The organism is Hydrogenophaga sp. (genome assembly GCF_035481345.1).
Lineage (GTDB): Bacteria > Pseudomonadota > Gammaproteobacteria > Burkholderiales > Burkholderiaceae_C > Hydrogenophaga.
The window spans coordinates 1-26,359 of record NZ_DATIGV010000047.1 but is presented as its reverse complement, the minus strand read 5'-3'; the positions used below and the strand labels follow the sequence as shown (position 1 = coordinate 26,359).

Here is a 26,359-nt window from a genome sequence, read left to right as displayed (position 1 = left end):
TGGCGCGGGCCACGGTGTGAAACGGATGGAACGAGGGAAACGCCGGCGGCGCTCGAGCGGCCTTCAGGCGGGCCGATCGACTCGGTGCGGGCGCGAATGTAAGAAGGGGTTAACGCCGGCGCCAGCGAATTGACAATCGTTGACAGTGCACCGCGCGCCCGGCGCGGGATCGGTCACGCGTCGGCGTGCGCGGGCAGCTGGAGGCGGAACTCGTTGCCCCCGCCCGGGGCGGCGCGCACCTCGGCGCTGCCCTGGTGGCGCGCCATCACCGCCTGCACGAAGGCCAGGCCCAGGCCCGCGCCGCGGGTGCGCGATTCGCGGCCCAGGCGCTTGAAGGGCTCGAACAGCCCGGCCCGCTCTTCGGGCGCGATGGCCTCGCCCTGGTCGATGACCGAGATCACGTGGCGATCGCCTTCGCGCGTGAGCCGGCAGCGCACCTGCGCGCCGGGCGGGCCGTACTTCAGTGCGTTGTCGATCAGGTTGCCCACGGCACGCGTGAGCAGGTCGCGGTCGCCGCGGCACCAGCCGGGCTCGGGCGGCGTCTCGGTGAGGATGTCCACCGACGCCGCGCGGGCCTGGTCCCAGTGGTGGTCGGCCGCGTCGATGAGCACGTCGCGAAGGTCCACCACCTCGGTTTCGCTGGCGTCGGACTGGGCACGCGCCAGCTGCACGAAGTCGTCGGCCAGGGCCAGCGCGCGACGGGCGTGGGCCTCGATGCGCGGCAGCAGTTGCGGGTCCACGCCGGGTTCGAGGCGGTCGATCTCGATCAGGGTGAGGATGGCCGACGGCGGCGCGCGCATGTCGTGCGAGAGGAAACGCAGCGCCTCTTCGCGCTGGCGCTGCACCTCCTGCACGCTGGTGAAGTCCACCAGGCTCACGAGGCTGCCCTCCGGGCGGCCTGGCGCCGACAGGCGCGGGTGGCACTTGAGCACGAGGTCGCGGCGCTGCGCGTCCGTGACGTGCCAGGCGCCGCCGCCCTGCCCTTGCAGCTCGGCGCGCAGATCGGGCAAGGGCGAGTGGTCGGGCAGCGTGAGGCGCGCGGCCAGGTGGTCATGCAGCGGCTGGTTCCGCAAGGCCTGCGCCTCGACGCCGAAGTAGCGGGCGGCGGCGGGATTGACGAGTTGCACACGGCCGTGCGCGTCCAGCACCAGCACGGGGTCGCTCAGGGTGTCGAGGCCGTCGTGCACCAGCCGCTGCAAGGCGCGCAGCTGCTCCAGGCCGCCGGCCATGGCGTGCATCTGCCGATCGAGCGCGTCGCCTCGGGCCCGGCGCACGGCAGGAGCGGGCGGGAACAGGCCGATGCCGCGCTGCGCCCGACGAAACTCCTGGCCCAGGTAGCGAAACACCGCATCGATGCGGAACCAGGCCCACAGGGGGTACGCCAGCGCCAGGCTGAGCAAGGCGGCCAGGGGCGCCACCTGCACGCCCGCGCCGCGGCGCAGCAGCCAGGCCGACAGGCCCACGAGCAGCACCAGGCCCAGCAGCGACCACGGCGCGCGCCGGGGCGGCCAGTGCGTGAGCGCGAGCGCCGCCAGCAGCACGGGCAGGGCGCTGAACAGCGCGTTTTCCCAGGGCAGGGCCGTGCGCCGGTGCACGCCCTGGCGCTGCGCGTCCAGCAACTGGGCCACGACCTCCACGCCGGGCATGAGGCTGTCGCGGCTGGCCATGGGCGTGGCGTAGCCATTGCCCACACTGGCGGCGGTGGCGCCGATCAGCACGTAGCGGCCCCGCAGGCGATCCGGCGACACGCGGCCCTCCAGCACGTCGATGTAGGACACGCGCTCCACCTGCCCGGGCGGGCCTGCGAAGGGAATGAGCACCTGGTGGTCGCGCCGCCAGACCCCGGGATCGTCTGGCGCCGTGGCCGAGCGGCGCAGGCTGGGCAACCGCGCGGGGTCGACGGGTTCGCCACCGGCGGCCAGCAGCGCGAGCACCCAGTGGTCCCAGCGCTGGGCCACGGTGCCTTCGCGCAGGAACACGCTGCGCGCCACGCTGTCGTCGTCCAGCTCCAGGTGGATGTGGCCCAGACCATGGGCCGCCTCCCGCAGCACCGGCACGGGCAGCGCGGGCTCGGCGCGAAGCCCATCGGGCCAGCGCGCATACAGCGGCAACACCACCGCGCCGTTGGCGCGCATGGCATGGGCCAGGCGCGCGTCGTCGCCCGGGTGCGCGGGATCGACGTCGGTGAGCAGCAGGTTCAGCCCGACGGCCCGGGCCCCGTGCGCGGAGAGCTGGCCAATGAGCGCGGCGTGCACCGCGCGGCGCCAGGGCCAACGGCCCAGCGCCGCCAGGCTCGGCTCGTCGATGGCAACGATCAGCACCTGCGGCGAGACGGCGCGTGTGTCGAGCGCCGCGATCTGGTCGGTGAGCGAGAGGTCGACGCGGCCGAGGCCGTTGGCGAAGCCGGCCAGCGCCGCGGCCAGCAGCACCGCCCCCCAGAACAGCCCCCACCGGCCGAACACCGCCACCGGCGCGGGCAGCAGGGGATGGTCCTCGGTCGGGCGCATGTCGGGGTGGCGCTGGGGGCTCACGCGGGTGGGGCTGGCGGCCTCGCAGGCGGTCAGGGCCGCCGGGTGTCCCAGGCCTCGCCGTGCAGCGAGCGCACCGGCGCACCGTCCTGCGAGCACAAGCCGGCGCTCGCGCTCACACGCCGCGGCGCGGAGAACGCCGACGCCAGGCCGTTGGGCGCGAGCGTGCGAAGGCGCACGAAGTAGCTCTGGCATGCGCGAAGGTCGAAGCGCACGGAGGGCTCGTCCACCTCCACGTCCTGCAGGACCTGCCCGAAGGCCTCGTCGCTTGCCAACTGCACGCGGTAGCGGTGGCCCGGCGCGCCGGCCCAGTGCAATCGCAGACCGTCCTCGCTCTGCTCGAGCGCGCCGGGGGCCGAGGGCGGCGGCACCGCCACCATGGGGCTCGGGTCGCTGAAGGGGCCGCGATCGGGTGCGCCGTCGGCGCCCTGCGCGACGCTGGCCACGCGCCAATAGAGCGCGCCAGGCTCGGCGATGCGCACCTCGAAGGCGCAGCGCGCGCTCTGGCGCGCCTCGGCGAGCAGGGTGCTGAACGTGGGGTCGCTGGACACCTGCAGATCGTAGGCGATGGCGCCCGGCACCTCGGTGCAGCGCAGTGCGACGGTGCCGGTGGCCACCACGGCGTTCGGCTCGGGCGAGCGCGCCAGCGGTGCGATGGGCGTGGCCTTCACCCGCAGCAGCGCCGTGGCCTCGGCGCCCATCAGGCCCTCGGCGTCGATGGCGCGCACGCGCACGCGCAAGCCGCCGTCGGGCAGGCCGATCAGGCGCGGCGGCGCACCCGCCGCGACCGCGTCGAACAGCACGCGCGCTGGCGCATCGCCCTGCGCGCCGTCGTCCACCTGCACGCGGTACGCCACGGCGCCGGGCAATGGCGGCAGGGTCAGCGCGTGTGGCATGCGCTCGACGCGCAGCTCGCCGGCGCCCAGCGCCGGCGCCGGCAGCAGCGGCAGCACGCGGGGCGGCTGCGTGGGCGAGGCCACCACCGCCCCCTGCCCCGCGCCCAACGCCACCGCGGCCTGCGGCAGGCCGCTGGCGGCCACCGCGACACGGCCCTCGGTCACGTCGGAGAGGGCGCGCGCGCCATCGCCGGACAGGCCCACGCCGAACTGCGTGCCGCGCACGCCGGCCACGGCCAGCGGCGTGCGCACGTCAAAGCGAGAGCCTTCGGGCTGCGGCCGCACGCGCGAGTCGACGCGGCCGCGATCGAGCTTCAGGGTGTTCTGGTGGCCGCCGATGCCGTCCGACTCGCGCAGGCGCTCCAGCGTGAGCTGGGTGAGGGCCGGCAGGTGCAGCGTGGAACCATCGCCCAGGGCCAGGCCGACGAAGGCGCCCTCGTGCACGCGCAGCGCCGTGCCTTCGTCTAGGCGGTCCCCCACCTGCAGTTCGCGCGCGGGCTCGCCCGCCACCACCAGGCCCTTGAGGTAGAGCACGGTGGCCTGACTCGCCACGCCGCGCAGGCGATCCGCGGGGATCAGCAGCGTGGCGCCAATGGTCAGGCGCCGGGGATCGGCCACGCGGTTCAGGCGCGCCAGCACGCGCCAGTCCTCGGGTGATTCAAGGTAGCGCTGCGCGAGGTGGTAGAGGGTGTCGCCCGCACGCACCTCGTAGGGCATGAGTGCAGGGTCGGCATGGGCCAGGCCAGCGGCGGCGAAAAGCGCGCTCGCGCACAGCGCGCGCCAACGGGCCGGGGTCGCTGCACGCCCTTGCGTGCGGCGCACGGCGGCAGCTGAGTGCCCAGGGAACGGCCCGGCGGCGTTCATGACGCCTCCTCCGCCACCGAGGGATCCACCGCCTCCAGCCGGTAGCCCTGGCCATAGACGGCCACCAGCCGGAAGCCGCGCGCGGGGCGCAGCTCGAGCTTGGCGCGCAGCGAGGAGATGTGCGTGTCCAGGCTGCGCGAGGGCACCTCGACCGCGCGGCCCCAGACGGTCTCGCCCAGGTAGGCGCGCGAGAGCAGGCGCCCGGTGTTGCTGAAGAGGCAGCGCGCGAGCTCGAACTCCCGGTGCTTGAGCTCGATGGGCCGGCCCTCGTAGTGGACCGTGCGCGCGGCGAGATCGATGGTGTAGCCACCAAAGCACAAGGCCGAGCCCTCGGCTTGCGGGTAGCTGCGGCGGATCAGGGCCTTCACGCGCGCCATGAGCTCATGCACGCGGATGGGCTTGAGCATGTAGTCGTCCGCACCGCAGCCCAGGCCCTCGACCACGTCGCGCTCCTCGCTGCGGTTGGTCAGGAAGAGGATGGGCATGGCGTGCTCGTGGTGCTCACGCACCCAGCGCACGACGTCGGGCCCGGCGATGTCCGGCAGTTGCCAATCGACGATCAGCAGATCGAAGCTGTCGCGCCGCAGCTCGCGCAGCAGCGCCTGCCCGCGCTCGAAGAGTTGGCATTCGTAACCGATGGCACGGACCGAGCGCTGGATCAGGTCCAGCTGCGATACGTCGTCGTCCAGGGCGGCCAAGCGCATCCGGCGTGCTCTCCTCGGTCCTTGCTAGCAAAAAAAACTACTGCCAAGGCAGTAGTAAAAGGGGCGATGCTACACGCTTGGGAGCAGACTTCGACCGTTCATCGAACGAAGCCCCTCCCCACTGCAATGCCAAGCGGGGCCGCATCGTGCGCCGGGATCAGCGCCTGAGGGCCCGCGCCGCGCCCGACTCACAGCCGCACCCAGCGCATCCCATCGTGGTGGCTGCGCAGCACGGCCTCGATGAAGGCCATGCCTTGCAGGCCATCGTCCAGCCCCGGCAGCGCCACGCCGGCCTCGCCGCGCCAGGCGCGAGCGAAGTCGCGGTAGAGCTGGGCGAAGGCCTCGAGATAGCCCTCGGGGTGGCCCGAGGGAATGCGGTGCGGCGTGGCGGTTGAGCCCGCTTGCGCGGGCACGCCCCGGTACAGGCACTGCGAGGGCTGCCCCGGCCGCGTGAGCCACAGCTCCTCCGGCTTCTCCTGATCGAACTGCAGCGAGCCGGTGCTGCCGTACACGCGCAGGCGCAGGCCGTTGCGGCTGCCGCTGGCCACCTGGCTGGCCCACAAGATGCCGCGCGCGCCGCCCTCGTAGCGCAGCATCACCTGCACGTGGTCGTCCAGCGCGCGACCGGGCACGAAGGTGCTCAGCTCGGCGGCGAGTTCCTGCAGGCGCAGGCCCGACACGTAGCCGGCCAGGTGGTAGGCGTGCGTGCCGATGTCGCCCAGCGCCCCGGCCGGGCCGGCCTGCAGCGGGTCGTTGCGCCACGCGGCCTGCTTGTTGCCCTGCTGCTCGATGGGCTCGCCCAGCCAGTCCTGCACGTACTCCACCTGCACGATGCGGATGTCGCCGATGGCGCCATCGGCCACGAGTTCGCGCGCCTGGCGCACCATGGGGTAGCCGCTGTAGGTGTGCGTCAGCAGGAACAGCAGGCCGCGCTCGCGCACGCAACGGGCCAGGGCCTCGGCCTCGGCCAGCGAAGTGGCCAGGGGCTTGTCGCAAATGATGTGGATGCCCTGCCCCGCGAAGGCGCGCGCCACGGGTACGTGCAGGTGGTTGGGCGTGACGATGGCGACCGCGTCGATGCCGTCGGCGCGCTGCGCCTCGGCGCGCGCCATCTCGGCGTAGTCGGCGTAGCTGCGCTCGGGGGCGATGTGCAGCGCGGCGGCGCTGGCGTGCGCGCGCTCGGGCGTCGATGACAAGGCGCCGGCCACGAGTTCGAACTGGTCGTCGAGCCGCGCGGCGATGCGGTGCGCGGCACCGATGAAGCTGCCCTCGCCACCGCCGACCATGCCCAGGCGGATGCGCCGTGTCCTTCGCTCGTCGCTCATCGGTTCAGGCCCAGCAAGGTGGACAGGGTCTTCGCGTCGCCCGCGCTGGCGGCGAAGTCGTCGAAGGCGCGGTCGGCGACGCGGATGATGTGCTCGCGAATGAAGGTGGCACCTTCGCGCGCGCCGTCCTCGGGGTGCTTGAGGCAGCACTCCCACTCGAGCACGGCCCAGCCCGGGTAGTCGTATTGCGCCATCTTCGAGAAGATGGCCTTGAAGTCCACCTGCCCGTCGCCGAGCGAGCGGAAGCGGCCCGCGCGGTCAATCCAGTTCGAGAAGCCGCCGTACACGCCCTGTTTGCCGTTGGGGCGGAACTCGGCGTCCTTCACGTGGAAGGCGCGGATGCGCTCGTGGTAGTGGTCGATGAAGGCCAGGTAGTCGAGCTGCTGCAGCACGAAATGGCTGGGGTCGTAGAGGATGTTGGCGCGCGGGTGCTGGCCCACCGCGTCAAGGAAGCGCTCGAAGGTGACGCCGTCGTGCAGGTCCTCGCCGGGGTGCAGTTCGTAGCAGACGTCCACACCCGCGTGGTCGAAGGCGTCGAGCACGGGACGCCATCGTTTCGCCAGTTCTTCGAAGGCCGCTTCCACCAGGCCAGGCGGGCGTTGCGGCCAGGGGTAGAGATACGGCCAGGCCAGCGCGCCGGAGAAGGACGCATGGGCCTTGAGGCCGAGCCGCTTCGAGGCCTGGGCCGCGAGCAGCAATTGGTCGCGCGCCCATAACGTGCGCGCGGCGGGGTTGCCGCGCACCTCGGGCGCCGCGAAGGCGTCGAACTGCAGGTCGTAGGCCGGGTGCACGCAAAGCAACTGGCCCTGCAGGTGCGTGGAGAGTTCGGTCACCTGCAGGCCGTGCGCGGCCAGGACGCCCTTCACCTCGTCGCAGTACGTGTCGCTCTCGGCGGCGCGCTTGAGGTCGAAGATGTGCGCGTCGCTGGTGGGGATCTGCACCCCCTTGTAGCCCAGCGAGGCGGCCCAGCCGGCCAGGCCCTCCAGCGAGTTGAAGGGCGCGGCCGCGCCGATGAACTGGGCCAGGAAGATCCCGGGGCCTTGAATCGTTTTCATGCGGATCCTCCTGGCGCGCGTTCAGAACGGGGAATCAGGGAAGTAGAAGTCCTTCGCGTTCTGCTTGGTGATGAGCACCGAGGGCACGATGGTCGAGGCCGGCAGCTTCTCGCCCTTCTTGCGCGCCAGCGCGGTCATCTTGATGGCCTCGTAGAGGAACTTGGGCGAGTAGGACACGTTGGCCTGGATCAGCGGGTTGCTGCCGTCCATGAGCGTCTTGACCATGGACTTGGCGCCCGCGCCGCCGAAGACGATCTTGATGTCCTTGCGCTTGGCCTGCTCGATCGCGCGCAGCACGCCGAAGGCCATGTCGTCGTCGGCCGCCCACACGGCGTCGATCTCCTTGAAGCGCGTGAGGAAGTCCTGCATCACCTTGAAGGCGTCGTCGCGGTTCCAGTTGCCGTGCTTGGCGTCCAGGATCTTGATGCCGGGGTGGTTCTTCATCACCGCCGTGAACGCGTCCATGCGCTCGTTGTCGATGGTGGTGGGGATGCCGCGCAGCGCGACGATGTTGCCCTTGCCGTTGAGGAACTTGGCCAGGTACTCGGCCGGCACCTTGCCGAAGGCGGTGTTGTCGCCCGAGACGTAGGCGTCCTGCGCGCTGGTGTCGGTGAGGCCACGGTCGACCACCGTGACGTACACGCCCTTGGCCTTGACCTGCTGCACCGGGCGCGTGAGCGCCGCCGATTCGAAGGGCAGGATCACGAGCGAGTCGATCCTGGTGGCGGTGACCAGGTCTTGCAGCTGGTTGGCCTGTTCGGGCGCGCCGCTGGCGGTCTTGATGGTGACCTTGATGTCGGGGTCCTTCTCGAGCTCCTTCTTCGCCTCGTTGGCCCAGTACACCAGGCCGGCGGCGAAGCTGTGGGTGGCGGCCGGAATGGCCACGCCCAGGTTCACCTTGTTCTGGGCCTGCGCCAGCAGCGGGCTGGCCAGGCCGATGGCGGCCACGGCGGCCAGCGCGTGCAGACGGATGCGGTTCTTCATGCTTGTCTCCTTGAGGGTGGTGTTGCTGACAGAGAAAAGGAGGGCCTTGTTTCAAGCCCTAGGGACGCCGCCGCTGCATGAATGCGACGGCGATGATCACGAAGCCCTGCACCGCCGCGTTGAGGTACACGCTGATGATGCTGGTGAGGTTGAGGATGTTGCTGATGACCGAGAGCAGGATGGCGCCGATGACGGTGCCGCCGATGCTGCCGGCGCCGCCGCGCAAGGCGGTGCCGCCCACGATGACGGCGGCGATGGCCTCCAGCTCCCACAGCAGGCCGGTGGTGGGCGAGGCCGAGCCCAGGCGCGGCACGTAGAGCAGCGTGGCGATGCCCACGCACACGCCGAGCAGGGTGTAGGTGAGCACCTTGGTGCGGTCCACGTCCACCGCGGCGTAACGCGCCACCTGTTCGTTGGAGCCGATGGCCTGCACGTAGCGGCCGTAGGCGGTGCGGTTGAGCAGCAGCGCGCCGCCGATGGCCACCAGCGCGAACACCCACACGGGGATGGGCACGCCCAGCAGGCTGCCGTAGTACACGGGGCCGTAGGCGTCGGCCAGGTCGTTGTCGAGCGCGAGCGCGCCGCCGTCGGCGAAGTAGGTGAGGTAGGCGCGGAAGATGCCGAGCGTGCCCAGCGTGACGATGAAGGGCTCGATGCGCCCGCGCGTGATGAGCAGGCCGTGCGCCAGGCCGAACAGGGCACCCAGCAGCACGGCGGTGGCCATGCCCACCACCACCAGCGCCAATGGCGGCCAGCCCAGGGGCACCAGCTTGTTCATCAGCAGGATGGTCACGCCCGCGATGAGCGCGGCCATGGAGCCCACCGACAGGTCGATGCCGCCGGAGATGATGACGAAGCACATGCCCACGGCGATGATGCCGATGAAGGCCGTGCGCGTGAGCACGTTCATGGCGTTGGGCAGAGTGGCGAATTCGCTGTTGAGCAGGGTGCCCACCACACAGAGCAGCACCAGCCCCAGCAGCGGGCCGAAGGACGGCAGGCGCCAGCGCCGCGCCACAGGCGCCGGCGCGGCGGCGGTGGGTTCAGTGCGTTCCGGTGGCATGGGCGATCAGCTCCTGTTCGTTGAGGTGCTCGGCCGACAGCGTGACCTGCAGGCGGCCCGCGCGCATCACCGCCACGCGGTGGCACAGGCCGATGAGTTCCATGAGTTCGGACGAGACCACGACCACCGCGCGGCCTTCGTCGGCCAGGCGGCGGATGAGCGCGTAGATCTCGCGCTTGGCGCCGATGTCCACGCCGCGCGTGGGCTCGTCCAGCACCACCACGCGCGGGCCGGGGTGCAGCACCTTGGCCAGCGCCAGCTTCTGCTGGTTGCCGCCCGAGAGTGAGCCGGCCGGCACGGTGAGCGATCCGGTGCGGATGCCGAACTCGCGAACGGCCTGCTCCAGCGCGGCGGCCTCGCTCGCGGGCCTGAGCCACGGGTTCGCGTGGCGCCGCAGCGCCATGAGCGTGAGGTTCTCGCGCAGGCCGAAGCGCACGTGCAGGCCACGGCCCTTGCGGTCCTCGCTGAGGTAGGTGAGGCCGGCGTCGGCCGCTTCGCGCGGCGAGCGCGGGCGCAGCGCGCGGCCGGCGATCTCCACCGCGCGCGCCGAGCGCTCGCGCAGACCCAGCAGGCCTTCGAACAGCTCGGTGCGGCCCGCGCCCACCAGGCCCGCGAAGCCGAAGACCTCGCCCGCGCGCACCTCGAAGCTCACGTCCTCGGCCCAGCCCGGCACGCACAGGGCCTGCACCGAGAGGAGCACCGGCGCCTCGGCCGGCACGGGGTGGCGCGGCGGGTAGAGATCGGCCAGCTCACGCCCCACCATCAGGTTCGCCATCTGCGCGCGCGTGAGCGTGCTGGTGGGTTCGCGGGCGACGACGCGGCCATCGCGCATCACCACCACCTCATCGGTGATCCGCTCCACCTCGTCGAGCTTGTGCGAAATGAAGACGACGCAGACGCCCTCGGCCTTGAGGCGCGCCATGAGTTCGAACAGGCGACCGGTTTCGCTGGGCGTGAGCGTGGCGGTGGGCTCGTCCATGATGAGCACGCGCGCGCGGCGCGACAGCGCCTTGGCGATCTCCACCAGCTGGCGCTCGGCCACGATGAGCTCGCGCACGCGCGTGTCGGGGTTCACCTTGTGCAGGCCCACCTCGTCGAGCACGGCGCGCGCGCTGGCGCGCATGGCGGCGTCGTCCAGCCACCAGCCGCGCCGCTTCTCGTGGCCCAGGAAGATGTTCTGCGCCACCGTGAGGTCTTCGGCCAGGTTGAACTCCTGGTGGATGAGCACGAGGCCCTCGGCCTCGGCGGCGCGCGGGCCGTCGAAGCGCGCCAGGCGGTCGTTGACCAACACGTCGCCCTCGCTGGGCGCTTCGTAGCCCGCCAGGATCTTCATCAGCGTGGACTTGCCCGCGCCGTTCTCGCCCAGGAGGCCGACGATGCGGCCGGGTTCGAAGGCGAGGTCGACGCCGTGCAGGACCTGCACCGGGCCGAAGCGCTTGACGATGCCGCGCAACTCGACGCGCACGCCGCCCTTGTCCGCCGATGCCAGGGGCGCGTTCATCAGCCCACCTCCATCTGCCGCAGGCTTTCCTGCATGGCCAGCACGCCCGCGCCGATGAGCCCGGCGCGTTCGCCCAGCGGCGTGTACTGGATCTCCAGGTGCCGCGTGGAGAGCGCGAGCGAGCGGTGGTACACGCTCTGGCGCACGGCGGCCAGGAACAGCGGGCCCACGCGCGTGATGCCGCCGCCGATGAACACGTGCGAGGGGTTGAAGAAGTTCACCACCGAGGCAAGCATCTGCCCCACGAGTGCGCCGGAACGCTGCATCACCTGGTTGGCCGCCATGTCGCCCGCGCGGCTGGCCTCGGCCACGTCCTGCAGGCGCAGCGGGCCGCGCTCGGCGATGAGGCGCGCGAGCAGCGGGCTCTGCCCGGCCTGCGCCGCCTCGGTGGCCATGCGCGCGATGGCGGGGCCGGCGGCCATGGCCTCCACGCAGCCGAGGTTGCCGCAGTGGCAGCGCGGGCCCTCGGGCACCACGCAGATGTGGCCCACGTCGCCGGCCGAGCCGTTGGCGCCGCGGTAGACCTGCCCGTGGCAGACCACGCCGCAGCCGATGCCGGTGCCGACCTTCACCACCAGAAAGTTCTGCAGGCTGCGCTGCATGCGCCAGAGCTCGCCCAGGGCCATGACGTTGACGTCGTTGTCCACGAACACGGGCGCGGCGAAGTCGGTGGCGATGTCGTCGCGGATGGAATAGGCGTCCCACTGCGGCATGAGCGGCGGGTTGACGAGCTGGCCGGTGTCGAAGTCCACCGGGCCGGGCAGACCGATGCCGATGGCGATGACCTGGCGCGGCAGCACGCCGCACTGCGCGAGCAGCTCGCGCATGAGCGCGCGGATGCGCGCGAGCACGGGCACGGGGCCGTCGCGCACGTCGGCGGGTTCGCTGTGGTGGGCGAGCACGCTGAGGTCGGGGCTGAGGACGCCGACCTCCAGGCCGGTGGCGCCGACGGCCACGCCGATGAGCACGCCCAGGCTGCGGCTCAGGCGCAGGGTTTCGGCGCGGCGCCCGCCGGTGCTGGCGAGTTCGCCGGTGGGCTCCAGCAAGCCCTGTTCGAGCAGCTCGGCCACGGCGGCGTTGGCGCGGCTCTTGGAAAACGAGGACGCCGCGGCGAGCGCGTCGCGCGAGATCCCGCTCGCCCAGAACACGTGGTCGAGCAGCGTCTTTTCGCCGTTCTTGAGGCCTTTCCAGCTCACGTCTTGTCTCCTCTGCCGACCTGGGCGGAAGCCCGGGCTTGGCATTGCGGTGCATGCTATTGGGTCGAATTCGGCCCGGAAAGTCCGAACTTTGACCGAAACAGGGTCAAAGTGGGGCCGAGCCCGTGCGGGTATCCGGTCGATCGGATACTCGCGGTCTGCCATGGACCGCGATCCCCCTTCCCTGCCGCCCGAGGTTTCTGTCGTCGTGCTCTGCGCCGAGTGGTGCACGCAGTGCCGCGCCTTCCGCGAGGTGGCCGACGGCCTGCCCGCCGAGGCGCTGCGCTGGGTGGACATCGAGGACGCGGGGCTGGACGCGGACGAGCTGGAGATCACCGCGTTTCCGAGCGTGGCGATCCTGCGGCCGGCGGGGGTGCTGCGTTACCTGGGGCCGGTGCGGGCGGACCGGGAGGGGTTTCTGGCGGCGGTGGGGCAGTTGCACCGATTGCCTGAACGGGCTGTGCCCGAGGAGCTTCGGGCTGTGCTGTCTGGGTCTCGTTGAGTCAGCAGGCGGAGACCTCGCGAGGATCGGGCGCCAGGTGTTGGTGTGCCAGAGCCTCACCCCACCAAACGCCCCAGCGTCTTCAGCGCCGCGTCGAGTTGCTCCACCCGCGGATGCCCCACGTTCAACCGCACGTGGTGGTGAAAGCGCCGGTCGGCCGAGAACAGCGGCCCCGGCGCCAGGCTGATGTGCCGCGCCAGCGCGGCCTGTTGCAAGGCCATGGCGTCCACCGACTCGGGCAACTCCACCCACAGGAAGTAGCCGCCCTCGGGCCGCGTGACGCGCGTGCCGGCGGGGAAGTGCTTCTCGATGCCCAGCAAGGCGCGCTGCTGGCGCGTGGCCAGCGCCGTGCGCAACTGGCGCAGGTGCTTGTCGAACGCGCCGTGCTGCAAAAAATGCAGCACCGCCTGTTGCGCCGGCACCGACACGCCCAGCGTGCTCATGAACTTGAGCCGGTTCACCTGCGGTGCGAAACGCCCCGCCGACACCCAGCCCACTCGGTAACCCGGCGCGAGGGACTTGGAGAATGAACTGCAGTGCATCACGCCCCCGTGCCGGTCCCAGGCCTTGGCGGGCAGCGGGCGCTGCGCGCCGAAGTAGAGCTCGGCGTACACGTCGTCCTCGATCAGCGGCACCTCGTGTCGCGCCAGCAGCGCCACCATGGCCCGCTTGGCGTTCTCGGGCATCAACGCGCCCAGCGGGTTCTGGAAGTGGGGCATGAACCAGCAGGCCTTCACCGGGTGGCGCTGCAGCACCTCGACCAGCGAATCGACCTGCACGCCGGTGCGCGGGTGCGTGGCCACCTCCACCGCCTTGAGCCGCAGCCGCTCCAGCGTCTGCAGGCAGCCGTAGAACGCGGGCGATTCGATGGCCACCACGTCGCCGGGCTCGGTGACAGCCTGCAGGCCGAGCGTGAGCGCCTCCATGGCACCGCTGGTGATCACCACCTCGTCCACGCCGATGTTCACACCCTGCGCCACGCCGCGCAGGGCGATCTGGCGACGCAGCTCGGCGTTGCCGGGGCTGAGGTCTTCGAGCAGTTGGCGCGGGTCGAGCCGGCGCATGGCCGCGCCCATGCCGCGCGCCAGGCGATCGAGCGGGAACAGCTCGGGCGAGGGAAAGGCCGAGCCCAGCGGCGCGACCTGGCGGTCGCGCACCGAGCCGAGCACGGCCTGCACCACGTCGTGGATGGCGACCTCCTGCGAGCCCCGCGTGGGGGCCGCGCCGCGTGGCTCCTCGCGCGGCGCGGGCACGGCCTTGACGAAGTAGCCCGCGCGCGGACGCGCCTCGACCAGGCCACGCGCTTCGAGCCGGTAGTAGGCCTCGAACACGGTGGCCGGGCTCAGGCCGCGGCTGGCCACGGTGTCGCGCACCGAGGGCAGGCGGTCGCCGATGGCCAGCGTGCCGCTGGCGATGAGTGCCTCGATGTCGTTGGCAAGCGCTTCGTATTTGATGGTCACGGGTCGTGGGGAAACGGCCGCTGATTCGGCTGATCCGGTCGATTTGAACGCAATCTGCCCCTACCGCCAGCCGCCGGCCTGGCGCACAGTGCCGGGTGTGAGATTCCCCCGACTTCCCCACCGGCTGCTGGCCGTCGCGCTCGCGCTGCCCGCACTGGCCGCCCAGGCGGCCGACCCCCTGCCCGCGGATCCGATGGCCCGCCGCATGCTGGCCTGCGTGGCCTGCCACGGCCAGGACGGCCGCGCCACGAACCAGGGCTACTTTCCGCGCATCGCGGGCAAGCCCGCGGGCTACCTCTACAACCAGCTCCTGCACTTCCGCGAGGGCCGCCGCATCAATGCGACCATGACCCACTTGGTGGAGCACATGTCCGACGCCTACCTGCGCGACATCGCCGGGTATTTCGCGGGGCTGGACCTGCCCTACCCCGCGCCGCAGACCGCGGGCGCACCGCCCGCGGTACTGGCCCGCGGCGAACAACTGGTGCGCGTGGGTGACGCGGCGCTGGGCGTGCCGGCCTGCGCGTCGTGCCACGGCGCCGCGATGACAGGCATCCAGCCCGCCCTGCCCGGCCTGCTGGGTTTGCCGCGCGACTACCTGCTGGGCCAGTTCGGCGCCTGGCGCAACGGCCTGCGCAAGGCCAGTGCGCCCGACTGCATGGGCGAGATCGCCCGCCGCCTGAGCCCCGAGGACGTGAGCGCGATGGCGGTGTGGCTGTCGTCGCAGCCGGTCACCGGCGGGGCCGCGCCCGCCAGCGCCGCGCCCGATCCCTGGCCGATGCGCTGCGGCAGCGCGGAGGTGCTGAAATGAACAGCCGCCGCCCCCTCCTCATCGCTGCCGCGCTGCTGCTGGGCCTGGTGATCGCAGCGGCCTTGTGGGTGTGGCATGCCACGCGGCTGGTGCCCGTGGAGCCCGGCCCGAGCGCACCGCACACCGCCGAACTCGTGGAGCGCGGCGCCTACCTGGCCCGCGCGGGCAACTGCGCGGCCTGCCACAGCGAGCGCGGCGGCGCGGCCTACGCGGGCGGCAAGGGCATCGACACGCCCTTCGGCACGGTGTACGCGTCCAACCTCACGCCCGACGCCGAGACCGGCATCGGCCGCTGGAGCGCGGGCGACTTCTGGCGCGCGCTGCACCACGGCCAGTCGCGCGACGGGCGGCTGCTCTACCCCGCCTTCCCCTACCCCGACTACGCCCGCGTGACGCGCGAGGACAGCGACGCGCTGCATGCGTTCCTCATGAGCCTGCCGCCTGTGCGCGAGCCCAATCGCACGCACACCCTGCGCTTTCCCTACGACACACAGGCCGCGCTGGTGGCCTGGCGCACCCTGTTCTTCTCGCCCGAACCCTTCCGCCCGGACACCACGCAGCCGGCCGAGTGGAACCGCGGCGCCTACCTGACGCTGGGCCTGGGCCACTGCATGGCCTGCCACGCGCCGCGCAACGCGCTGGGCGCCACCGCGAACGAGCCCGACTTCAGCGGGGGGCAGATCCCCATGCAGGGCTGGTACGCGCCTTCGCTGGCCTCGCCCCGGGAAGCCGGCGTGCAGGACTGGCCGCTGGACGAGGTCGTGCGCCTGCTGCGCGACGGCCACGGCGCGCGCGGCGCCACCATGGGACCGATGGCCGAGGTGGTGGCCGGCAGCACGCGCCACCTGAACGAGGCCGACCTGCGCGCGATGGGGCTGTACCTGCGATCGCTGCCCGTGGTGGAGCCCCCCTCGTCCGACACCGAGACCGCCGAGCCCCAGGTGCTGGCGCTGGGCCAGCGCCTGTACGCCGCCAAGTGCGCGCAATGCCACGGCGAGAACGGTGTCAGCAGCGAGGCGGAGTTCCCCTCGCTGGCCGGGCACCGCACGGTGACCATGGCCTCGAGCGCGAATCTGGTGCGCGTGATCATCGGCGGCGGTTTCCCGCCCACCACGCCGGGCAACCCCGCGCCCTATGGCATGCCGCCGTTCGGGCAGGAGCTGTCGGACGCGGAGATCGCGGCGCTGGCGAGCTATGTGCGCGGCGCCTGGGGGCACGTGGCTTCGCGCGTGCTGCCGCTGGAAGTGCAGAAGATCCGCTGATCCCCCGCGCAGCGCGAGTCGCGCAGGAAGCGCGGCAGGCCCCAGCCGGCGCCCGGCAGCACCATGAGGGCGTGAAAGTCCACAGGCGCAGACACAACGGCAAGTGCCGACACGCTCAGGCCGCCGTCCTCCACGCGGCCATCGGCGACCCGGGCATCGAGAAGCGGCTGGTAGCTGCCTTGTGGGTAATGACGCAGGAACCAGCAGAAGCCGCCCGCGCAGGGGTTCCTGGCTTTCACAAAGCCCTTGGGGGGTTCCATGCCGATCACCCCCGCCATCCGATCGCCCTCGCGATCCACGACCACCAGGTCCCGCGCGGCAACAACACGAGCGACGTCTCGCAGCCGGCCGCGCGCAACGAACCGATTGCGAGTTCAGCGCCTGAAAGGCCTGCAAGCGCACCCGGCGGAACACGTGGTCGAACACCGTCATCTCCCAGGTGGCCGCTGGTGAACGCCGACAGCGTGGTCAGCACGCGCACCCACGGCGACGCACCCTGCGCCTCGCGCAGGACGGGCTGTCGGTGTCGCTCACTTGAGCGGCTCGCGCGAAGCGCGGCGGGGATGTACCCCGTCAACTGGTGTAGTCGCCGCTGGCCTCTGGCTGGAACAGAAGCGTCTCGATGACCAGCTCACGTTCCTGCCCGGCCGGCAACACGCTGCGCACACGCTCGCCCACGCGCCGTCCGATGAGTGCCGCACCCATGGGCGACAGCACGGAGATGAAGCCCGTGTCGGGCTCGGCGTCGGCGGGGTAGCACAGCGTGAGCTTGCTCACCTCGGCCGAAGCGCGATCGCGCACGAGCACCTGCGAGTACATGGTGACCACGTCGGCCGGCACGCGCTGCGACGGCACGAGATCGGCTTCGGCGAGCAACTCGGCCAGGGCGCTGCCACGCGTGGCGTCCTGCAGCTTGCTCAAGCGCGCGTGGTCCAGTTCGGTGAGAACGCCCTCACCGCGAACGATGGATGACATGAACGGCTCCTTCGGATCGCCGCGACAGGGACGCGCGGCAAGGGAATCGCACTGGCTGCGGGGCCCGGCGATGGAAGGTGTGCGTTCGAGGGGGAAGGGGTTATCGCCGGGCGGGGAAATGTGCGGCCAGCAGTCGGTGGCCGCGCGGGGCCATGGGCTGGCCCTGCACCTGACGCTCGCACGCAATCCCGCGCGCGGTGGCGCGGTGCGAATGGGCGTGGATCCGGCACGAGGACATGGACGGGGAGTCTAGGCAAGGGCCCCGCATGCGTCAAACCGCTGGACGCAATGTCGCACGTGAGCGCGGGGTTGAACTGCGGTAGGCTCAGCCTTCCGATCACCGGCCCTGCATGCCCGCCACTCACGCATGCCACCCACCGACAACAGCCTCTCCCCCATCGCCCCCTTGCGGTTGCCCGTGTTCCGCATGATGTGGAGCACCTGGCTCGTGGCCAACCTGTGCATGTGGATGAACGACGTGGCCGCGGCGTGGATGATGACCTCGCTGACCACCACACCGATCTGGGTGGCCCTGGTGCAGACGGCGTCCACCCTCCCGGTGTTCCTGCTCGGCCTGCCCAGCGGCGCGCTGGCCGACAACCTCGACCGCAAGCGCTACTACCTCGTCACGCAACTCTGGGTAGCGGTGGTTGCCACCATCCTGAGCGGCTTCGTCTTCTTCGGCGTGATGTCGCCCCCTTTGCTGCTGGCGCTCGTTTTTCTCAACGGCATCGGGATGGCGATGCGCTGGCCGGTGTTCTCCGCCATCGTGCCCGAGCTGGTGCCGCGCGAGCAGTTGCCAGCGGCACTGGCGCTCAATGGCGTGTCGATGAACGCCTCGCGCATCATCGGCCCGCTGGTGGCCGGCGCGCTGATCGCCGGCGCGGGCAGCGCCTGGGTCTTCGTGCTCAACGCCGTTCTCTCACTCGTGGCGGCCGCGCTCATCGCGCGCTGGCATCGCGAGCACAAGCCCCATCCGCTGGGCCGCGAACGCCTGGGCACTGCGATGCGCGTGGGCTGGCAGTACGTCTCGCAGTCCTACCTGCTCAAGGGCGTGCTGCTGCGCATCTGGATCTTCTTCTTCCACTCCACCGCCTTGCTGGCCCTGCTCGCGCTGCTGGCGCGTGGCATGCAAGGCGGTGGCGCCGGCACCTTCACGCTGCTGCTGGCTTCCATGGGCGCGGGGGCCATCGTGTCCACGGCCTTCCTGCCGCGCCTGCGCCGCCACTATGCGCGCGACGCGCTGGTGCTGCGCGGCGCGATCCTGCAGGCCGTGGCCATGGCAGTGATGGCCATGACCGATCGGGTCTGGGTCGCGGTGCCGGCCATGTTCTTCGGCGGCGCGGCCTGGATCACCACCGCCAATACGCTGAGCGTGTCCATTCAGATGGGCCTACCCGACTGGGTGCGCGCGCGCGGCATGTCGATCTACCAGATGGCCATCATGGGCGCGAGCGCGAGCGGCGCCGCCCTGTGGGGGCAGATCGCCACCTGGACCAGCCTGCCCATCAGCCTGGGCATCGCGGCGGTGAGCGGCTGGCTCGCCATGGCGGCGGCCAACCGCTGGATGCCCGACAGCGGACAGGAGGACGACCTGACGCCCAAGCGGGTGATCACGGCGCCGGTGATCGAGTCGCCGCCGAAACAGGGGCACATCATGCTGACCGTCGAGTACTTGATCGAGCCGGCGCGCGCCCGCGAATTCCGCGAGCTGATGTTCAACGAGAGCCGACGCAGCCGACTGCGCCAGGGCGCCTTGTCCTGGGAGCTGCTGCACGACATCAACGAGCCCGGGCGCTTCGTCGAAGTCATCGTCGACGAATCCTGGACGGACCACCTGCGCCGCTTCGACCGCGCCACGGCGTCCGATGTCGCGTTGCGTGATCGCCGCCTGGCATTCCACATCGGCCTGGAGCCACCGAAGGTCACGCGCAGCCTGATGGAGACGACGGTCAGGGGCGGTTGAGCATCCTCCAGGAAGTGCAGCGTGCGCGACACTGGCGGGCGGGACAGTCTGCGCGACAAACAAAAAGGCCCTCGTTTCCGAGGGCCTTGATGACAAGCAAGCGCTTGATTTTGTTGGTTGCGGAGGCAAGATTTGAACTTGCGACCTTTGGGTTATGAGCCCAACGAGCTACCAGGCTGCTCCACTCCGCGTCAAGCCAAAAATTATATCACGCTTTCTCTGCTTCACCGGGGTCCGCAGCCGGCTCGGCGCGATCAACCAGTTCCACCAGAGCCATGGGCGCGTTGTCGCCCACACGGAAGCCCATCTTGAGAATGCGGGTGTAGCCGCCCGGCCGGGCCTTGAAGCGCGGGCCGAGCTCGTTGAAGAGCTTGACCACCACGTCGCGATCGCGCAGGCGGTTGAAGGCCAGGCGGCGGTTCGCCACCGTAGGCTCCTTGGCCAGGGTGATCATGGGCTCGACGACGCGGCGCAGTTCCTTGGCCTTGGGCAGCGTGGTCTTGATGGCTTCGTGCGTGAGCAGCGAATTCATCATGTTGCGCAGCATCGCCAGGCGGTGCTCGCTGGTGCGGTTGAGTTTGCGAAGTCCGTGTCCGTGACGCATGGTGTTTCCTTTCCGTCTTTTGCCGCCGGCCGGATCAGGTACCGGCGGTTCGTCATGGTCTGGCCCGAAGGCTCAGGGGGTTAGAGCGATCAGTGCTTGTCGAGACCAGCGGGCGGCCAGTTCTCGAGCTTCATGCCCAGCGTGAGTCCACGCGAGGCCAGCACTTCCTTGATCTCGTTGAGCGACTTGCGACCCAGGTTCGGGGTCTTCAGCAGCTCGTTCTCGGTGCGCTGGATCAGGTCACCGATGTAGTAGATGTTCTCGGCCTTCAGGCAGTTCGCCGAGCGCACGGTGAGCTCGAGCTCGTCCACCGGGCGCAGCAGGATCGGGTCGAACTGCTGCGAGCTGCGCTGCTGGGGCGCTTCAGTGAAGAGGTCAGCGCCTTCAAGCTGGGCGAACACCGCGAGTTGCTCGACGAGGATCTTGGCCGCGGCACGCACAGCCTCTTCGGGGCCGATCGAACCGTTGGTTTCGATCTCGAGCACGAGCTTGTCCAGGTCGGTGCGCTGCTCGACGCGCGCGCTTTCCACGGTGTAGCTCACGCGCTTGACCGGCGAGAAAGAAGCGTCGAGCACGATGCGGCCGATCGAGCGGGCCACCTCGTCGCCACGGCGCAAGGTGCCAGGCACATAGCCTCGGCCCTTCTCGACCTTGATCTGCATGTCGAGTTTGGCACCCGCGGACAGCGTCGCAATGACGTGACCCGGGTTGACGATCTCGACGTCGTGCGGCGTCTGGATGTCGGCCGCCGTCACGACGCCTTCACCATCCTTGCGCAGACTCAGCGTCACCTCATCGCGGTTGTGGAGCTTGAACACCACCCCTTTGAGGTTGAGCAGCAGGTTGACCACGTCTTCCTGCACGCCGTCGATGGACGAGTACTCGTGCACCACGCCGGCAATGGTCACTTCGGTGGGCGCATGGCCCACCATGGACGACAGCAGCACGCGGCGCAGCGCGTTGCCGAGGGTGTGCCCGTAGCCGCGCTCGAAGGGCTCCAGGGTGACCTTGGCGCGATTCGCCGAGAGTTGCTCGACGGTGATGGATTTGGGCTTGAGCAGGTTATTCAGCATTCAGACTTCCTTCAGTACCCTCGGCTCGTTACACCGATAAGGCAGACGGAGCATGGAATGGCCCGGAAGGCGCAGCGCGTGCCGCGCCCTGCCGGGGACGGGATTAACGAGAATAGAGTTCGACGATGAGCGACTCGTTGATGTCCGAGCCGAATTCGTCGCGATCGGGGGTCTTCTTGAAAACCCCTTCCACCTTGTCGGCCGACACCTCAACCCAGCCGGGGAAGCCGATCTGCTTGGCCAGCTCGAGGGCCTCGATCACGCGCGCCTGCTTCTTGGACTTCTCACGCACGGCGACCACATCACCGGCCTTCACCAGGAAGGACGGAATATTGACCGCTTGGCCATTCACCGTAATGGCCTTGTGCGACACCATCTGGCGCGCTTCGGCACGGGTGGAGGCAAACCCCATGCGGAACACCACGTTGTCCAGGCGCGACTCGAGCAGGAACAGCAGGTTGGCGCCGGTGTTGCCACGGCGGCGATCGGCTTCAGCGAAGTAGCGGCGGAATTGGCGCTCCAGCACGCCATAGGTGCGCTTGACCTTCTGCTTTTCGCGCAATTGCACGCCGAAGTCAGAGGTGCGCTGACCGGAGGTGCGGCCGTGCTGGCCGGGCTTGGAGTCGAATTTGGCCTTGTCGCTGATCGAGCGACGGGCGCTTTTGAGCAGCAGGTCGCTGGCTTCGCGACGGGACAGCTTGGCCTTGGGGCCGAGGTAACGTGCCACGGTGGTTTCCTTTTGTGTCTGCCGCAACCCACATTGGACTGTGATTGCGGGAGCCATCCCGCGATGGCGGGGGCGGTGGGCTTAGCAAAAATGCCACCGCAGCATGACTGCGGTGGCGCTGGGAGAACCCGGCATTCTAGCGCGAAGCCAGAGCCCGGGTAGCTGCAGGTTCAGATGCGGCGGCGCTTCTGGGGACGGCAGCCGTTGTGGGGCACGGGCGTCACATCGGAAATCGAGGTGATGCGGATGCCGAGGGCACCCAGCGCGCGCACCGACGACTCACGACCCGGGCCGGGGCCCTTGATCTCGACGTCGAGGTTCTTGATGCCTTGTTCCATGGCGGCACGGCCGGCCACTTCGGAGGCCACCTGGGCCGCGAACGGGGTCGACTTGCGCGAACCCTTGAAGCCCTGGCCACCCGACGAAGCCCACGACAGCGCGTTGCCCTGACGGTCGGTGATGGTGATGATGGTGTTGTTGAACGACGCGTGCACGTGCGCAATGCCATCCGCAATGTTCTTGCGGACCTTTTTGCGAACGCGGGCCGCGGCGCTGCTGGAGGGGGACTTGGCCATGGTTTTCCTTCGAACCGATTACTTCTTCAGCGACTGGGCAGCCTTGCGCGGACCCTTGCGCGTGCGCGCATTGGTCTTCGTGCGCTGGCCGCGCATCGGCAGGCCGCGACGATGGCGGAAGCCGCGGTAGCAGCCGATGTCCATCAGGCGCTTGATGTTCATGGTGGTCTCGCGACGCAGGTCACCCTCGATGGTGAACGTGCCCACCTGGTCACGCACCTTCTCGAGCTCCGCATCGGAGAGGTCCTTGATCTTCTTGCTGTACGCAATGCCGCATGCGTCGCAGATCTGGCGAGCACGGGTGCGGCCAATGCCGAAGATCGCGGTCAAGCCGATTTCTGCGTGCTTGTGCGGCGGAATGTTGATGCCTGCAATACGGGCCATGTGAATCCTCTTGACGAATCGATCAGCCTTGACGCTGCTTGTGGCGGGGATCGGTGCAGATCACGCGCACGACACCGTGGCGCTTGATGATCTTGCAGTTGCGGCACATCTTCTTGACCGAAGCCGAAACTCTCATTTTTTTCTCCTAGAAATCCGGTAAACGTTCAGTACAGGCGCTTCACTTGGCGCGGAACACGATGCGGGCGCGCGTGAGGTCGTAGGGCGTGAGCTCCACTTTGACCTTGTCGCCCGGCAGGATGCGGATGTAGTGCATGCGCATCTTGCCGGAGATATGGCCGAGGACCACGTGCCCGTTTTCGAGCTTGACGCGGAAGGTCGCATTGGGGAGGTTTTCGACCACCTCGCCCTGCATTTCGATCACGTCGTCCTTGGCCATGGTTCAGTTGCCGAGGGAAGTCTTGAAATTCGCCTTCTTCAGCAGCGACTCGTATTGCTGCGACATCATGTAGTTTTGCACCTGGGCCATGAAATCCATGGTCACGACCACGATGATCAGGAGTGAAGTGCCGCCGAAATAAAACGGCACGTTGTACTCGAGGATCAGGAATTCGGGCAGCAGGCACACCGCGGTGATATAGATCGCGCCGGCAAAGGTCAGCCGAAGCAGGATCCTGTCGATGTGGCGCGCCGTCTGGTCGCCGGGACGGATGCCCGGGATGAACGCACCACTCTTCTTCAGGTTGTCCGCGGTTTCCCGGCTGTTGAAAACCAGGGCGGTATAGAAGAAGCAGAAAAAGATGATCGCCGCGGCGTACAGCGCCACATAGATCGGCTGTCCGGGCGACAGGGCCGAAGCCAGGTCGCGCAACCAGCGGGTCGAATCACCCGTGCTGATCCAGCTCACCACCGTGGTGGGCAACAGGATGATGGACGAGGCGAAGATCGGGGGAATCACGCCGGCCATGTTGAGCTTCAGAGGCAGATGCGACGACTGCCCGCCGTAGACCTTGTTACCCACCTGGCGGCGTGCGTAGTTCACCAGGATCTTGCGCTGGCCTCGCTCGACAAACACCACGAAGTAGGTGACGAGCACCACCAGCGCGATGATGAACAGCGCGATCAGGACGTTCATCGCACCGGTGCGCACCAGCTCCAACAGGCCGCCGATCGCGTTCGGCAACCCGGCCACGATGCCAGCAAAGATCAGCAGCGAGATGCCGTTGCCCAGACCGCGCTCCGTGATCTGCTCGCCCAGCCACATCAGGAACATGGTGCCCGCCACCAGGCTCACCACAGCCGTCAGGCGAAAGCCCATGCCGGGGTCGATCACGAGGCCCGTCTGGCCTTCCAGCGCGAGCGCAATGCCCATGGCCTGGAAGATCGCAAGTCCCAGCGTGCCGTAACGGGTGTACTGGGTGATCTTGCGGCGACCGGCCTCACCCTCCTTCTTCAGCTGCTCGAACGTGGGGACCACGTACGTCATGAGCTGCATGATGATGGAGGCAGAGATGTACGGCATGATGCCCAACGCGAACACGGTGAAGCGCGACAGCGCGCCCCCCGAGAACATGTTGAACAGGCTCAAGATGCCACCCTGCTGCCCTTGGAAGAGCTGCTGGAGCTGCTCCGGGTTGATGCCCGGCACAGGGATGTGCGCGCCGATGCGGTACACCACCAGCGCCAGCAGCAGAAAGACCAGCCGGCGACGCAGATCGCCGAACTTGCCGGTCTTGGCCAGGGACGGGGAAGCGGTTGCCACGTGGTCCTTTCGAACGGGCGTGATCAGGCCGCGGCGACCTGGCCGCCAGCGGCTTCGACAGCGGCCTTCGCACCAGCGGTGGCCACCACGTCCTTGAGGGTCACCGCACGGGTGATTTCACCGGACTTGATGAGCTTCACGCGCTTGGTGAGCTGGGGCACGAGGCCGAGCTGCTTGAGCGTCAGCACGTCGATATCGGTGGCGTCGATCGCGTTGAGTTGGGCCAGCGTCACTTCGGCGTTGAACTGCAGTTGCGCCGACTTGAAGCCGCGCTTGGGCAGACGACGCTGCAGAGGCATCTGGCCGCCTTCGAAGCCGACCTTGTGGTAGCCACCGGCGCGCGACTTCTGACCTTTGTGCCCACGACCCGCGGTCTTGCCCAGGCCCGAACCAATGCCACGGCCCACGCGGCGCTTGGCGTGCTTGGCGCCGCCAGCCGGCTTGATGTTGTTGAGTTCCATGTCGTCGTCTCCGATCAGAGGACTTTGACCAGGTAGCTGATCTTGTTGATCATGCCGCGCACGGCCGGGGTGTCCTGCAGTTCGCTGGTGCTATTGAGCTTGCGCAAACCCAGACCACGCGCCGTGGCGCGGTGGTCCTCTTTGCAGCCGATGAGGCTGCGCACGAGCTGGACCTTGACGGTATTCGTGTTGCTCATGGTGATTCCTCTCAGCCCAGGATTTCCTCGACCGTCTTGCCGCGCTTGGCGGCAACCTCGGCCGGGGTGGTGGACTTCTCGAGTGCGTCCAGCGTGGCGCGCACCAGGTTGTAGGGGTTGCTCGAGCCGTGGCTCTTGGCGACGACGTCGGTCACGCCCAGCACTTCGAAGACGGCGCGCATGGGGCCGCCCGCGATGATGCCGGTACCTTTGACGGCCGGGAGCATCATCACATTGGAGGCTCCGTGCTCACCATGCACCGCGTGGTGCAACGAGCCGTCCTTGAGCGACACCTTGATCATGTTGCGGCGGGCCTGCTCCATGGCCTTCTGCACGGCCACCGGCACTTCACGCGCCTTGCCCTTGCCCATGCCCACGCGGCCGTCGCCATCACCGACGACGGTGAGCGCAGCGAAACCGAGGATGCGACCGCCCTTGACCACCTTGGTCACGCGGTTGATCGCGATCATCTTCTCGCGCAGACCGTCTTCGTTCGCTTCGTTCTTGATGTTTGCCTGAAACTTAGCCATGTCGTTGATCCCGTTTCATCAGAACTGCAGGCCGGCCTCGCGGGCGGCATCTGCAAGGGCCTTGACGCGGCCGTGGTAGGCAAAGCCGGAACGGTCGAACGCCACTTTTTCGATGCCGGCGGCCTTGGCCTTCTCGGCAATGCGCTTGCCGATGACGGCGGCAGCGGCGGCGTTGCCACCCTTGCCGGAAGCACCCAGCTGAGCGCGCACTTCCTTCTCGGCCGTGGAGGCCGAGGCGAGGATGCGCGAACCGTCGGCGGACACGACGTTGGCGTAGATGTGCAGGTTGGTGCGGTTCACCGTCAGACGCACCGCGCCTTGCTGGGCAATGCGGATGCGGGTCTGGCGCGCGCGGCGCAGGCGTTGTTCTTTCTTGGTCAGCATGATCGGACTCCTTATTTCTTCTTGGTTTCCTTGATCACGACCTTTTCATCCGCATAGCGGATGCCCTTGCCCTTGTAAGGCTCGGGCGGACGCACCGCGCGCACTTCCGACGCGATCTGGCCGACGCGTTGGCGGTCGGCGCCCTTGATCACGATTTCGGTGGGCGACGGCGTCTCCACCTTGATGCCGGCAGGCATGTCCATGATCACCGGGTGCGAGAAGCCCACCGTGAGGTTGAGCTTGGCGCCCTGGGCCTGGGCCTTGAAACCCACGCCGACCAGACTGAGCTTCTTCTCGAAGCCCTTGCTGACACCGTTGACCATGTTGTTGACCAGCTGACGCATGGTGCCGGACATGGCGTTCGCATCGCGCGATTCATCGACGGGGGTGAAGTTCACCTTGCCGGCGTTGATCTCGATCTTGACCAGCGCGTTGGCGGCCAGACTCAGAGCGCCATTGGCGCCCTTGACATTGATCAGGCCGTCCTTGACGGCGATCTCGACCCCGGTGGGCACCGCGATCGGCTGTTTTCCAATACGTGACATTCAGTCTCTCCTCGATGCCAGCATCAGGCGACGTAGCACAGCACTTCACCACCGACACCGGTGGCGC

The 26,359-nt window shown here is 69.2% G+C and carries 28 protein-coding genes and 1 tRNA gene; 4 read left to right on the top strand and 25 right to left on the bottom strand.

From position 1 onward, the window contains the following. Positions 1-173: 173 nt before the first annotated feature. The 9 genes from VLG41_RS05170 to VLG41_RS05130 form a co-directional block, all read right to left on the bottom strand. Positions 174-2,531: a CHASE2 domain-containing protein gene (locus VLG41_RS05170; RefSeq protein WP_325348321.1), complete on the bottom strand. Its 2,358-nt coding sequence runs from the start codon at positions 2,529-2,531 to the stop codon at positions 174-176. 29 nt (positions 2,532-2,560) lie between these two features. Further along, entirely contained in the window at positions 2,561-4,141 is a 1,581-nt protein-coding gene (locus VLG41_RS05165; protein WP_325348320.1) for a FecR domain-containing protein, read from the bottom strand. Between the two features lie 143 nt (positions 4,142-4,284). Next, on the bottom strand, positions 4,285-4,992 hold the full coding sequence (locus VLG41_RS05160) for a response regulator transcription factor (protein ID WP_325348319.1): 708 nt from the start codon (positions 4,990-4,992) through the stop codon (positions 4,285-4,287). Positions 4,993-5,180: 188 nt separating this feature from the next. Beyond that, entirely contained in the window at positions 5,181-6,317 is a 1,137-nt protein-coding gene (locus VLG41_RS05155; protein ID WP_325348318.1) for a Gfo/Idh/MocA family oxidoreductase, read from the bottom strand. Further along, complete coding sequence (locus tag VLG41_RS05150) at positions 6,314-7,372, bottom strand: sugar phosphate isomerase/epimerase family protein (RefSeq protein WP_325348317.1); 1,059 nt, start codon at positions 7,370-7,372, stop codon at positions 6,314-6,316. The genes VLG41_RS05155 and VLG41_RS05150 overlap by 4 nt, the downstream gene beginning before the upstream one ends. A 21-nt stretch (positions 7,373-7,393) precedes the next feature. Beyond that, the gene (locus tag VLG41_RS05145; protein WP_325348316.1) at positions 7,394-8,356 is read right to left on the bottom strand and encodes a substrate-binding domain-containing protein; all 963 of its coding nucleotides are present in this window, start codon (positions 8,354-8,356) and stop codon (positions 7,394-7,396) included. A 58-nt stretch (positions 8,357-8,414) separates the two neighbouring features. Beyond that, positions 8,415-9,419 carry an ABC transporter permease gene (locus tag VLG41_RS05140; RefSeq protein ID WP_325348315.1) on the bottom strand — a complete coding sequence of 335 codons (1,005 nt, stop codon included), beginning with the start codon at positions 9,417-9,419 and terminating at the stop codon, positions 8,415-8,417. Continuing rightward, on the bottom strand, positions 9,400-10,920 hold the full coding sequence (locus tag VLG41_RS05135) for a sugar ABC transporter ATP-binding protein (RefSeq protein ID WP_325348314.1): 1,521 nt from the start codon (positions 10,918-10,920) through the stop codon (positions 9,400-9,402). The genes VLG41_RS05140 and VLG41_RS05135 overlap by 20 nt, the downstream gene beginning before the upstream one ends. Next, entirely contained in the window at positions 10,920-12,116 is a 1,197-nt protein-coding gene (locus tag VLG41_RS05130) for an ROK family transcriptional regulator (RefSeq protein ID WP_325348313.1), read from the bottom strand. Before VLG41_RS05130 ends, VLG41_RS05135 begins: the two co-directional genes overlap by 1 nt. Positions 12,117-12,279: 163 nt before the next feature. On the opposite strand from VLG41_RS05130, the gene VLG41_RS05125 reads away from it, so the two are divergent. After that, entirely contained in the window at positions 12,280-12,618 is a 339-nt protein-coding gene (locus VLG41_RS05125) for a hypothetical protein (RefSeq protein WP_325348312.1), read from the top strand. A gap of 56 nt (positions 12,619-12,674) precedes the next feature. Here the strand turns inward: VLG41_RS05125 and VLG41_RS05120 are convergent, their stop codons facing one another. Then, entirely contained in the window at positions 12,675-14,078 is a 1,404-nt protein-coding gene (locus VLG41_RS05120; protein ID WP_325348311.1) for a PLP-dependent aminotransferase family protein, read from the bottom strand. Positions 14,079-14,166: 88 nt separating this feature from the next. Between VLG41_RS05120 and VLG41_RS05115 the strand changes: the two genes are divergently transcribed. Next, complete coding sequence (locus VLG41_RS05115; RefSeq protein ID WP_325348341.1) at positions 14,167-14,889, top strand: cytochrome c4; 723 nt, start codon at positions 14,167-14,169, stop codon at positions 14,887-14,889. Continuing rightward, a complete protein-coding gene (locus tag VLG41_RS05110) occupies positions 14,886-16,151 on the top strand; it encodes a cytochrome c (protein WP_325348310.1) in 1,266 nt (421 codons plus the stop codon). Before VLG41_RS05115 ends, VLG41_RS05110 begins: the two co-directional genes overlap by 4 nt. A gap of 573 nt (positions 16,152-16,724) precedes the next feature. On the opposite strand, the gene VLG41_RS05105 is transcribed toward VLG41_RS05110, so the two are convergent. Next, positions 16,725-17,126 (bottom strand): GreA/GreB family elongation factor, encoded by a 402-nt coding sequence (locus VLG41_RS05105; RefSeq protein WP_325348309.1) that lies wholly within the window; start codon positions 17,124-17,126, stop codon positions 16,725-16,727. A gap of 367 nt (positions 17,127-17,493) precedes the next feature. Here VLG41_RS05105 and VLG41_RS05100 point away from each other — a divergent pair, with 367 nt between their 5' ends. After that, on the top strand, positions 17,494-19,092 hold the full coding sequence (locus VLG41_RS05100; RefSeq protein ID WP_325348308.1) for an MFS transporter: 1,599 nt from the start codon (positions 17,494-17,496) through the stop codon (positions 19,090-19,092). Positions 19,093-19,206: 114 nt separating this feature from the next. Here the strand turns inward: VLG41_RS05100 and VLG41_RS05095 are convergent. The 14 genes from VLG41_RS05095 to rplF all read right to left on the bottom strand — a co-directional run bounded on the left by VLG41_RS05095 (position 19,207) and on the right by rplF (position 26,292). Beyond that, positions 19,207-19,283 (bottom strand) — tRNA-Met (locus tag VLG41_RS05095). A gap of 17 nt (positions 19,284-19,300) precedes the next feature. Beyond that, complete coding sequence (gene rplQ / locus VLG41_RS05090; RefSeq protein ID WP_325348307.1) at positions 19,301-19,696, bottom strand: 50S ribosomal protein L17; 396 nt, start codon at positions 19,694-19,696, stop codon at positions 19,301-19,303. Between the two features lie 89 nt (positions 19,697-19,785). Continuing rightward, positions 19,786-20,769, bottom strand: a complete 984-nt coding sequence (locus VLG41_RS05085) for a DNA-directed RNA polymerase subunit alpha (protein ID WP_291023505.1) — start codon at positions 20,767-20,769, stop codon at positions 19,786-19,788. Positions 20,770-20,872: 103 nt separating this feature from the next. Then, positions 20,873-21,496, bottom strand: coding sequence for a 30S ribosomal protein S4 (gene rpsD, locus VLG41_RS05080; RefSeq protein ID WP_325348306.1), 624 nt, complete (start codon positions 21,494-21,496; stop codon positions 20,873-20,875). Positions 21,497-21,666: 170 nt separating this feature from the next. Continuing rightward, positions 21,667-22,071: a 30S ribosomal protein S11 gene (rpsK, locus tag VLG41_RS05075; RefSeq protein ID WP_009514913.1), complete on the bottom strand. Its 405-nt coding sequence runs from the start codon at positions 22,069-22,071 to the stop codon at positions 21,667-21,669. Between the two features lie 18 nt (positions 22,072-22,089). Next, positions 22,090-22,455 carry a 30S ribosomal protein S13 gene (gene rpsM / locus VLG41_RS05070; protein WP_009514915.1) on the bottom strand — a complete coding sequence of 122 codons (366 nt, stop codon included), beginning with the start codon at positions 22,453-22,455 and terminating at the stop codon, positions 22,090-22,092. Positions 22,456-22,477: 22 nt separating this feature from the next. Beyond that, the gene (gene rpmJ / locus VLG41_RS05065) at positions 22,478-22,591 is read right to left on the bottom strand and encodes a 50S ribosomal protein L36 (RefSeq protein WP_009514917.1); all 114 of its coding nucleotides are present in this window, start codon (positions 22,589-22,591) and stop codon (positions 22,478-22,480) included. A gap of 42 nt (positions 22,592-22,633) precedes the next feature. Beyond that, a complete protein-coding gene (gene infA / locus VLG41_RS05060) occupies positions 22,634-22,852 on the bottom strand; it encodes a translation initiation factor IF-1 (protein ID WP_009514918.1) in 219 nt (72 codons plus the stop codon). 3 nt (positions 22,853-22,855) lie between these two features. After that, positions 22,856-24,175 carry a preprotein translocase subunit SecY gene (gene secY, locus VLG41_RS05055; RefSeq protein WP_325348305.1) on the bottom strand — a complete coding sequence of 440 codons (1,320 nt, stop codon included), beginning with the start codon at positions 24,173-24,175 and terminating at the stop codon, positions 22,856-22,858. Positions 24,176-24,198: 23 nt separating this feature from the next. Further along, positions 24,199-24,636, bottom strand: coding sequence for a 50S ribosomal protein L15 (rplO, locus tag VLG41_RS05050; RefSeq protein WP_325348304.1), 438 nt, complete (start codon positions 24,634-24,636; stop codon positions 24,199-24,201). Between the two features lie 14 nt (positions 24,637-24,650). Beyond that, on the bottom strand, positions 24,651-24,833 hold the full coding sequence (gene rpmD, locus VLG41_RS05045) for a 50S ribosomal protein L30 (protein ID WP_009514924.1): 183 nt from the start codon (positions 24,831-24,833) through the stop codon (positions 24,651-24,653). A gap of 11 nt (positions 24,834-24,844) precedes the next feature. Further along, entirely contained in the window at positions 24,845-25,363 is a 519-nt protein-coding gene (gene rpsE / locus VLG41_RS05040; protein WP_070399521.1) for a 30S ribosomal protein S5, read from the bottom strand. A gap of 18 nt (positions 25,364-25,381) precedes the next feature. After that, positions 25,382-25,747, bottom strand: a complete 366-nt coding sequence (rplR, locus tag VLG41_RS05035; RefSeq protein ID WP_070399520.1) for a 50S ribosomal protein L18 — start codon at positions 25,745-25,747, stop codon at positions 25,382-25,384. An 11-nt stretch (positions 25,748-25,758) separates the two neighbouring features. Then, positions 25,759-26,292 (bottom strand): 50S ribosomal protein L6, encoded by a 534-nt coding sequence (gene rplF, locus VLG41_RS05030; protein WP_325348303.1) that lies wholly within the window; start codon positions 26,290-26,292, stop codon positions 25,759-25,761. Between the last annotated feature and the right edge of the window lie 67 nt (positions 26,293-26,359).

Coding starts and splice junctions, on each gene's coding strand:
- VLG41_RS05165 (WP_325348320.1), bottom strand. CDS start 4,141: ATGCCCTACGAGGTGCGTGCGGGCGACACCCTCTACCACCTCGCGCAG.
- VLG41_RS05160 (WP_325348319.1), bottom strand. CDS start 4,992: ATGCGCTTGGCCGCCCTGGACGACGACGTATCGCAGCTGGACCTGATC.
- VLG41_RS05155 (WP_325348318.1), bottom strand. CDS start 6,317: ATGAGCGACGAGCGAAGGACACGGCGCATCCGCCTGGGCATGGTCGGC.
- VLG41_RS05150 (WP_325348317.1), bottom strand. CDS start 7,372: ATGAAAACGATTCAAGGCCCCGGGATCTTCCTGGCCCAGTTCATCGGC.
- VLG41_RS05145 (WP_325348316.1), bottom strand. CDS start 8,356: ATGAAGAACCGCATCCGTCTGCACGCGCTGGCCGCCGTGGCCGCCATC.
- VLG41_RS05140 (WP_325348315.1), bottom strand. CDS start 9,419: ATGCCACCGGAACGCACTGAACCCACCGCCGCCGCGCCGGCGCCTGTG.
- VLG41_RS05135 (WP_325348314.1), bottom strand. CDS start 10,920: ATGAACGCGCCCCTGGCATCGGCGGACAAGGGCGGCGTGCGCGTCGAG.
- VLG41_RS05125 (WP_325348312.1), top strand. CDS start 12,280: ATGGACCGCGATCCCCCTTCCCTGCCGCCCGAGGTTTCTGTCGTCGTG.
- VLG41_RS05110 (WP_325348310.1), top strand. CDS start 14,886: ATGAACAGCCGCCGCCCCCTCCTCATCGCTGCCGCGCTGCTGCTGGGC.
- VLG41_RS05105 (WP_325348309.1), bottom strand. CDS start 17,126: ATGTCATCCATCGTTCGCGGTGAGGGCGTTCTCACCGAACTGGACCAC.
- VLG41_RS05100 (WP_325348308.1), top strand. CDS start 17,494: ATGCCACCCACCGACAACAGCCTCTCCCCCATCGCCCCCTTGCGGTTG.
- rplQ (WP_325348307.1), bottom strand. CDS start 19,696: ATGCGTCACGGACACGGACTTCGCAAACTCAACCGCACCAGCGAGCAC.
- VLG41_RS05085 (WP_291023505.1), bottom strand. CDS start 20,769: ATGCTGAATAACCTGCTCAAGCCCAAATCCATCACCGTCGAGCAACTC.
- rpsK (WP_009514913.1), bottom strand. CDS start 22,071: ATGGCCAAGTCCCCCTCCAGCAGCGCCGCGGCCCGCGTTCGCAAAAAG.
- rpsM (WP_009514915.1), bottom strand. CDS start 22,455: ATGGCCCGTATTGCAGGCATCAACATTCCGCCGCACAAGCACGCAGAA.
- rpmJ (WP_009514917.1), bottom strand. CDS start 22,591: ATGAGAGTTTCGGCTTCGGTCAAGAAGATGTGCCGCAACTGCAAGATC.
- infA (WP_009514918.1), bottom strand. CDS start 22,852: ATGGCCAAGGACGACGTGATCGAAATGCAGGGCGAGGTGGTCGAAAAC.
- rplO (WP_325348304.1), bottom strand. CDS start 24,636: ATGGAACTCAACAACATCAAGCCGGCTGGCGGCGCCAAGCACGCCAAG.
- rpmD (WP_009514924.1), bottom strand. CDS start 24,833: ATGAGCAACACGAATACCGTCAAGGTCCAGCTCGTGCGCAGCCTCATC.
- rpsE (WP_070399521.1), bottom strand. CDS start 25,363: ATGGCTAAGTTTCAGGCAAACATCAAGAACGAAGCGAACGAAGACGGT.
- rplR (WP_070399520.1), bottom strand. CDS start 25,747: ATGCTGACCAAGAAAGAACAACGCCTGCGCCGCGCGCGCCAGACCCGC.
- rplF (WP_325348303.1), bottom strand. CDS start 26,292: ATGTCACGTATTGGAAAACAGCCGATCGCGGTGCCCACCGGGGTCGAG.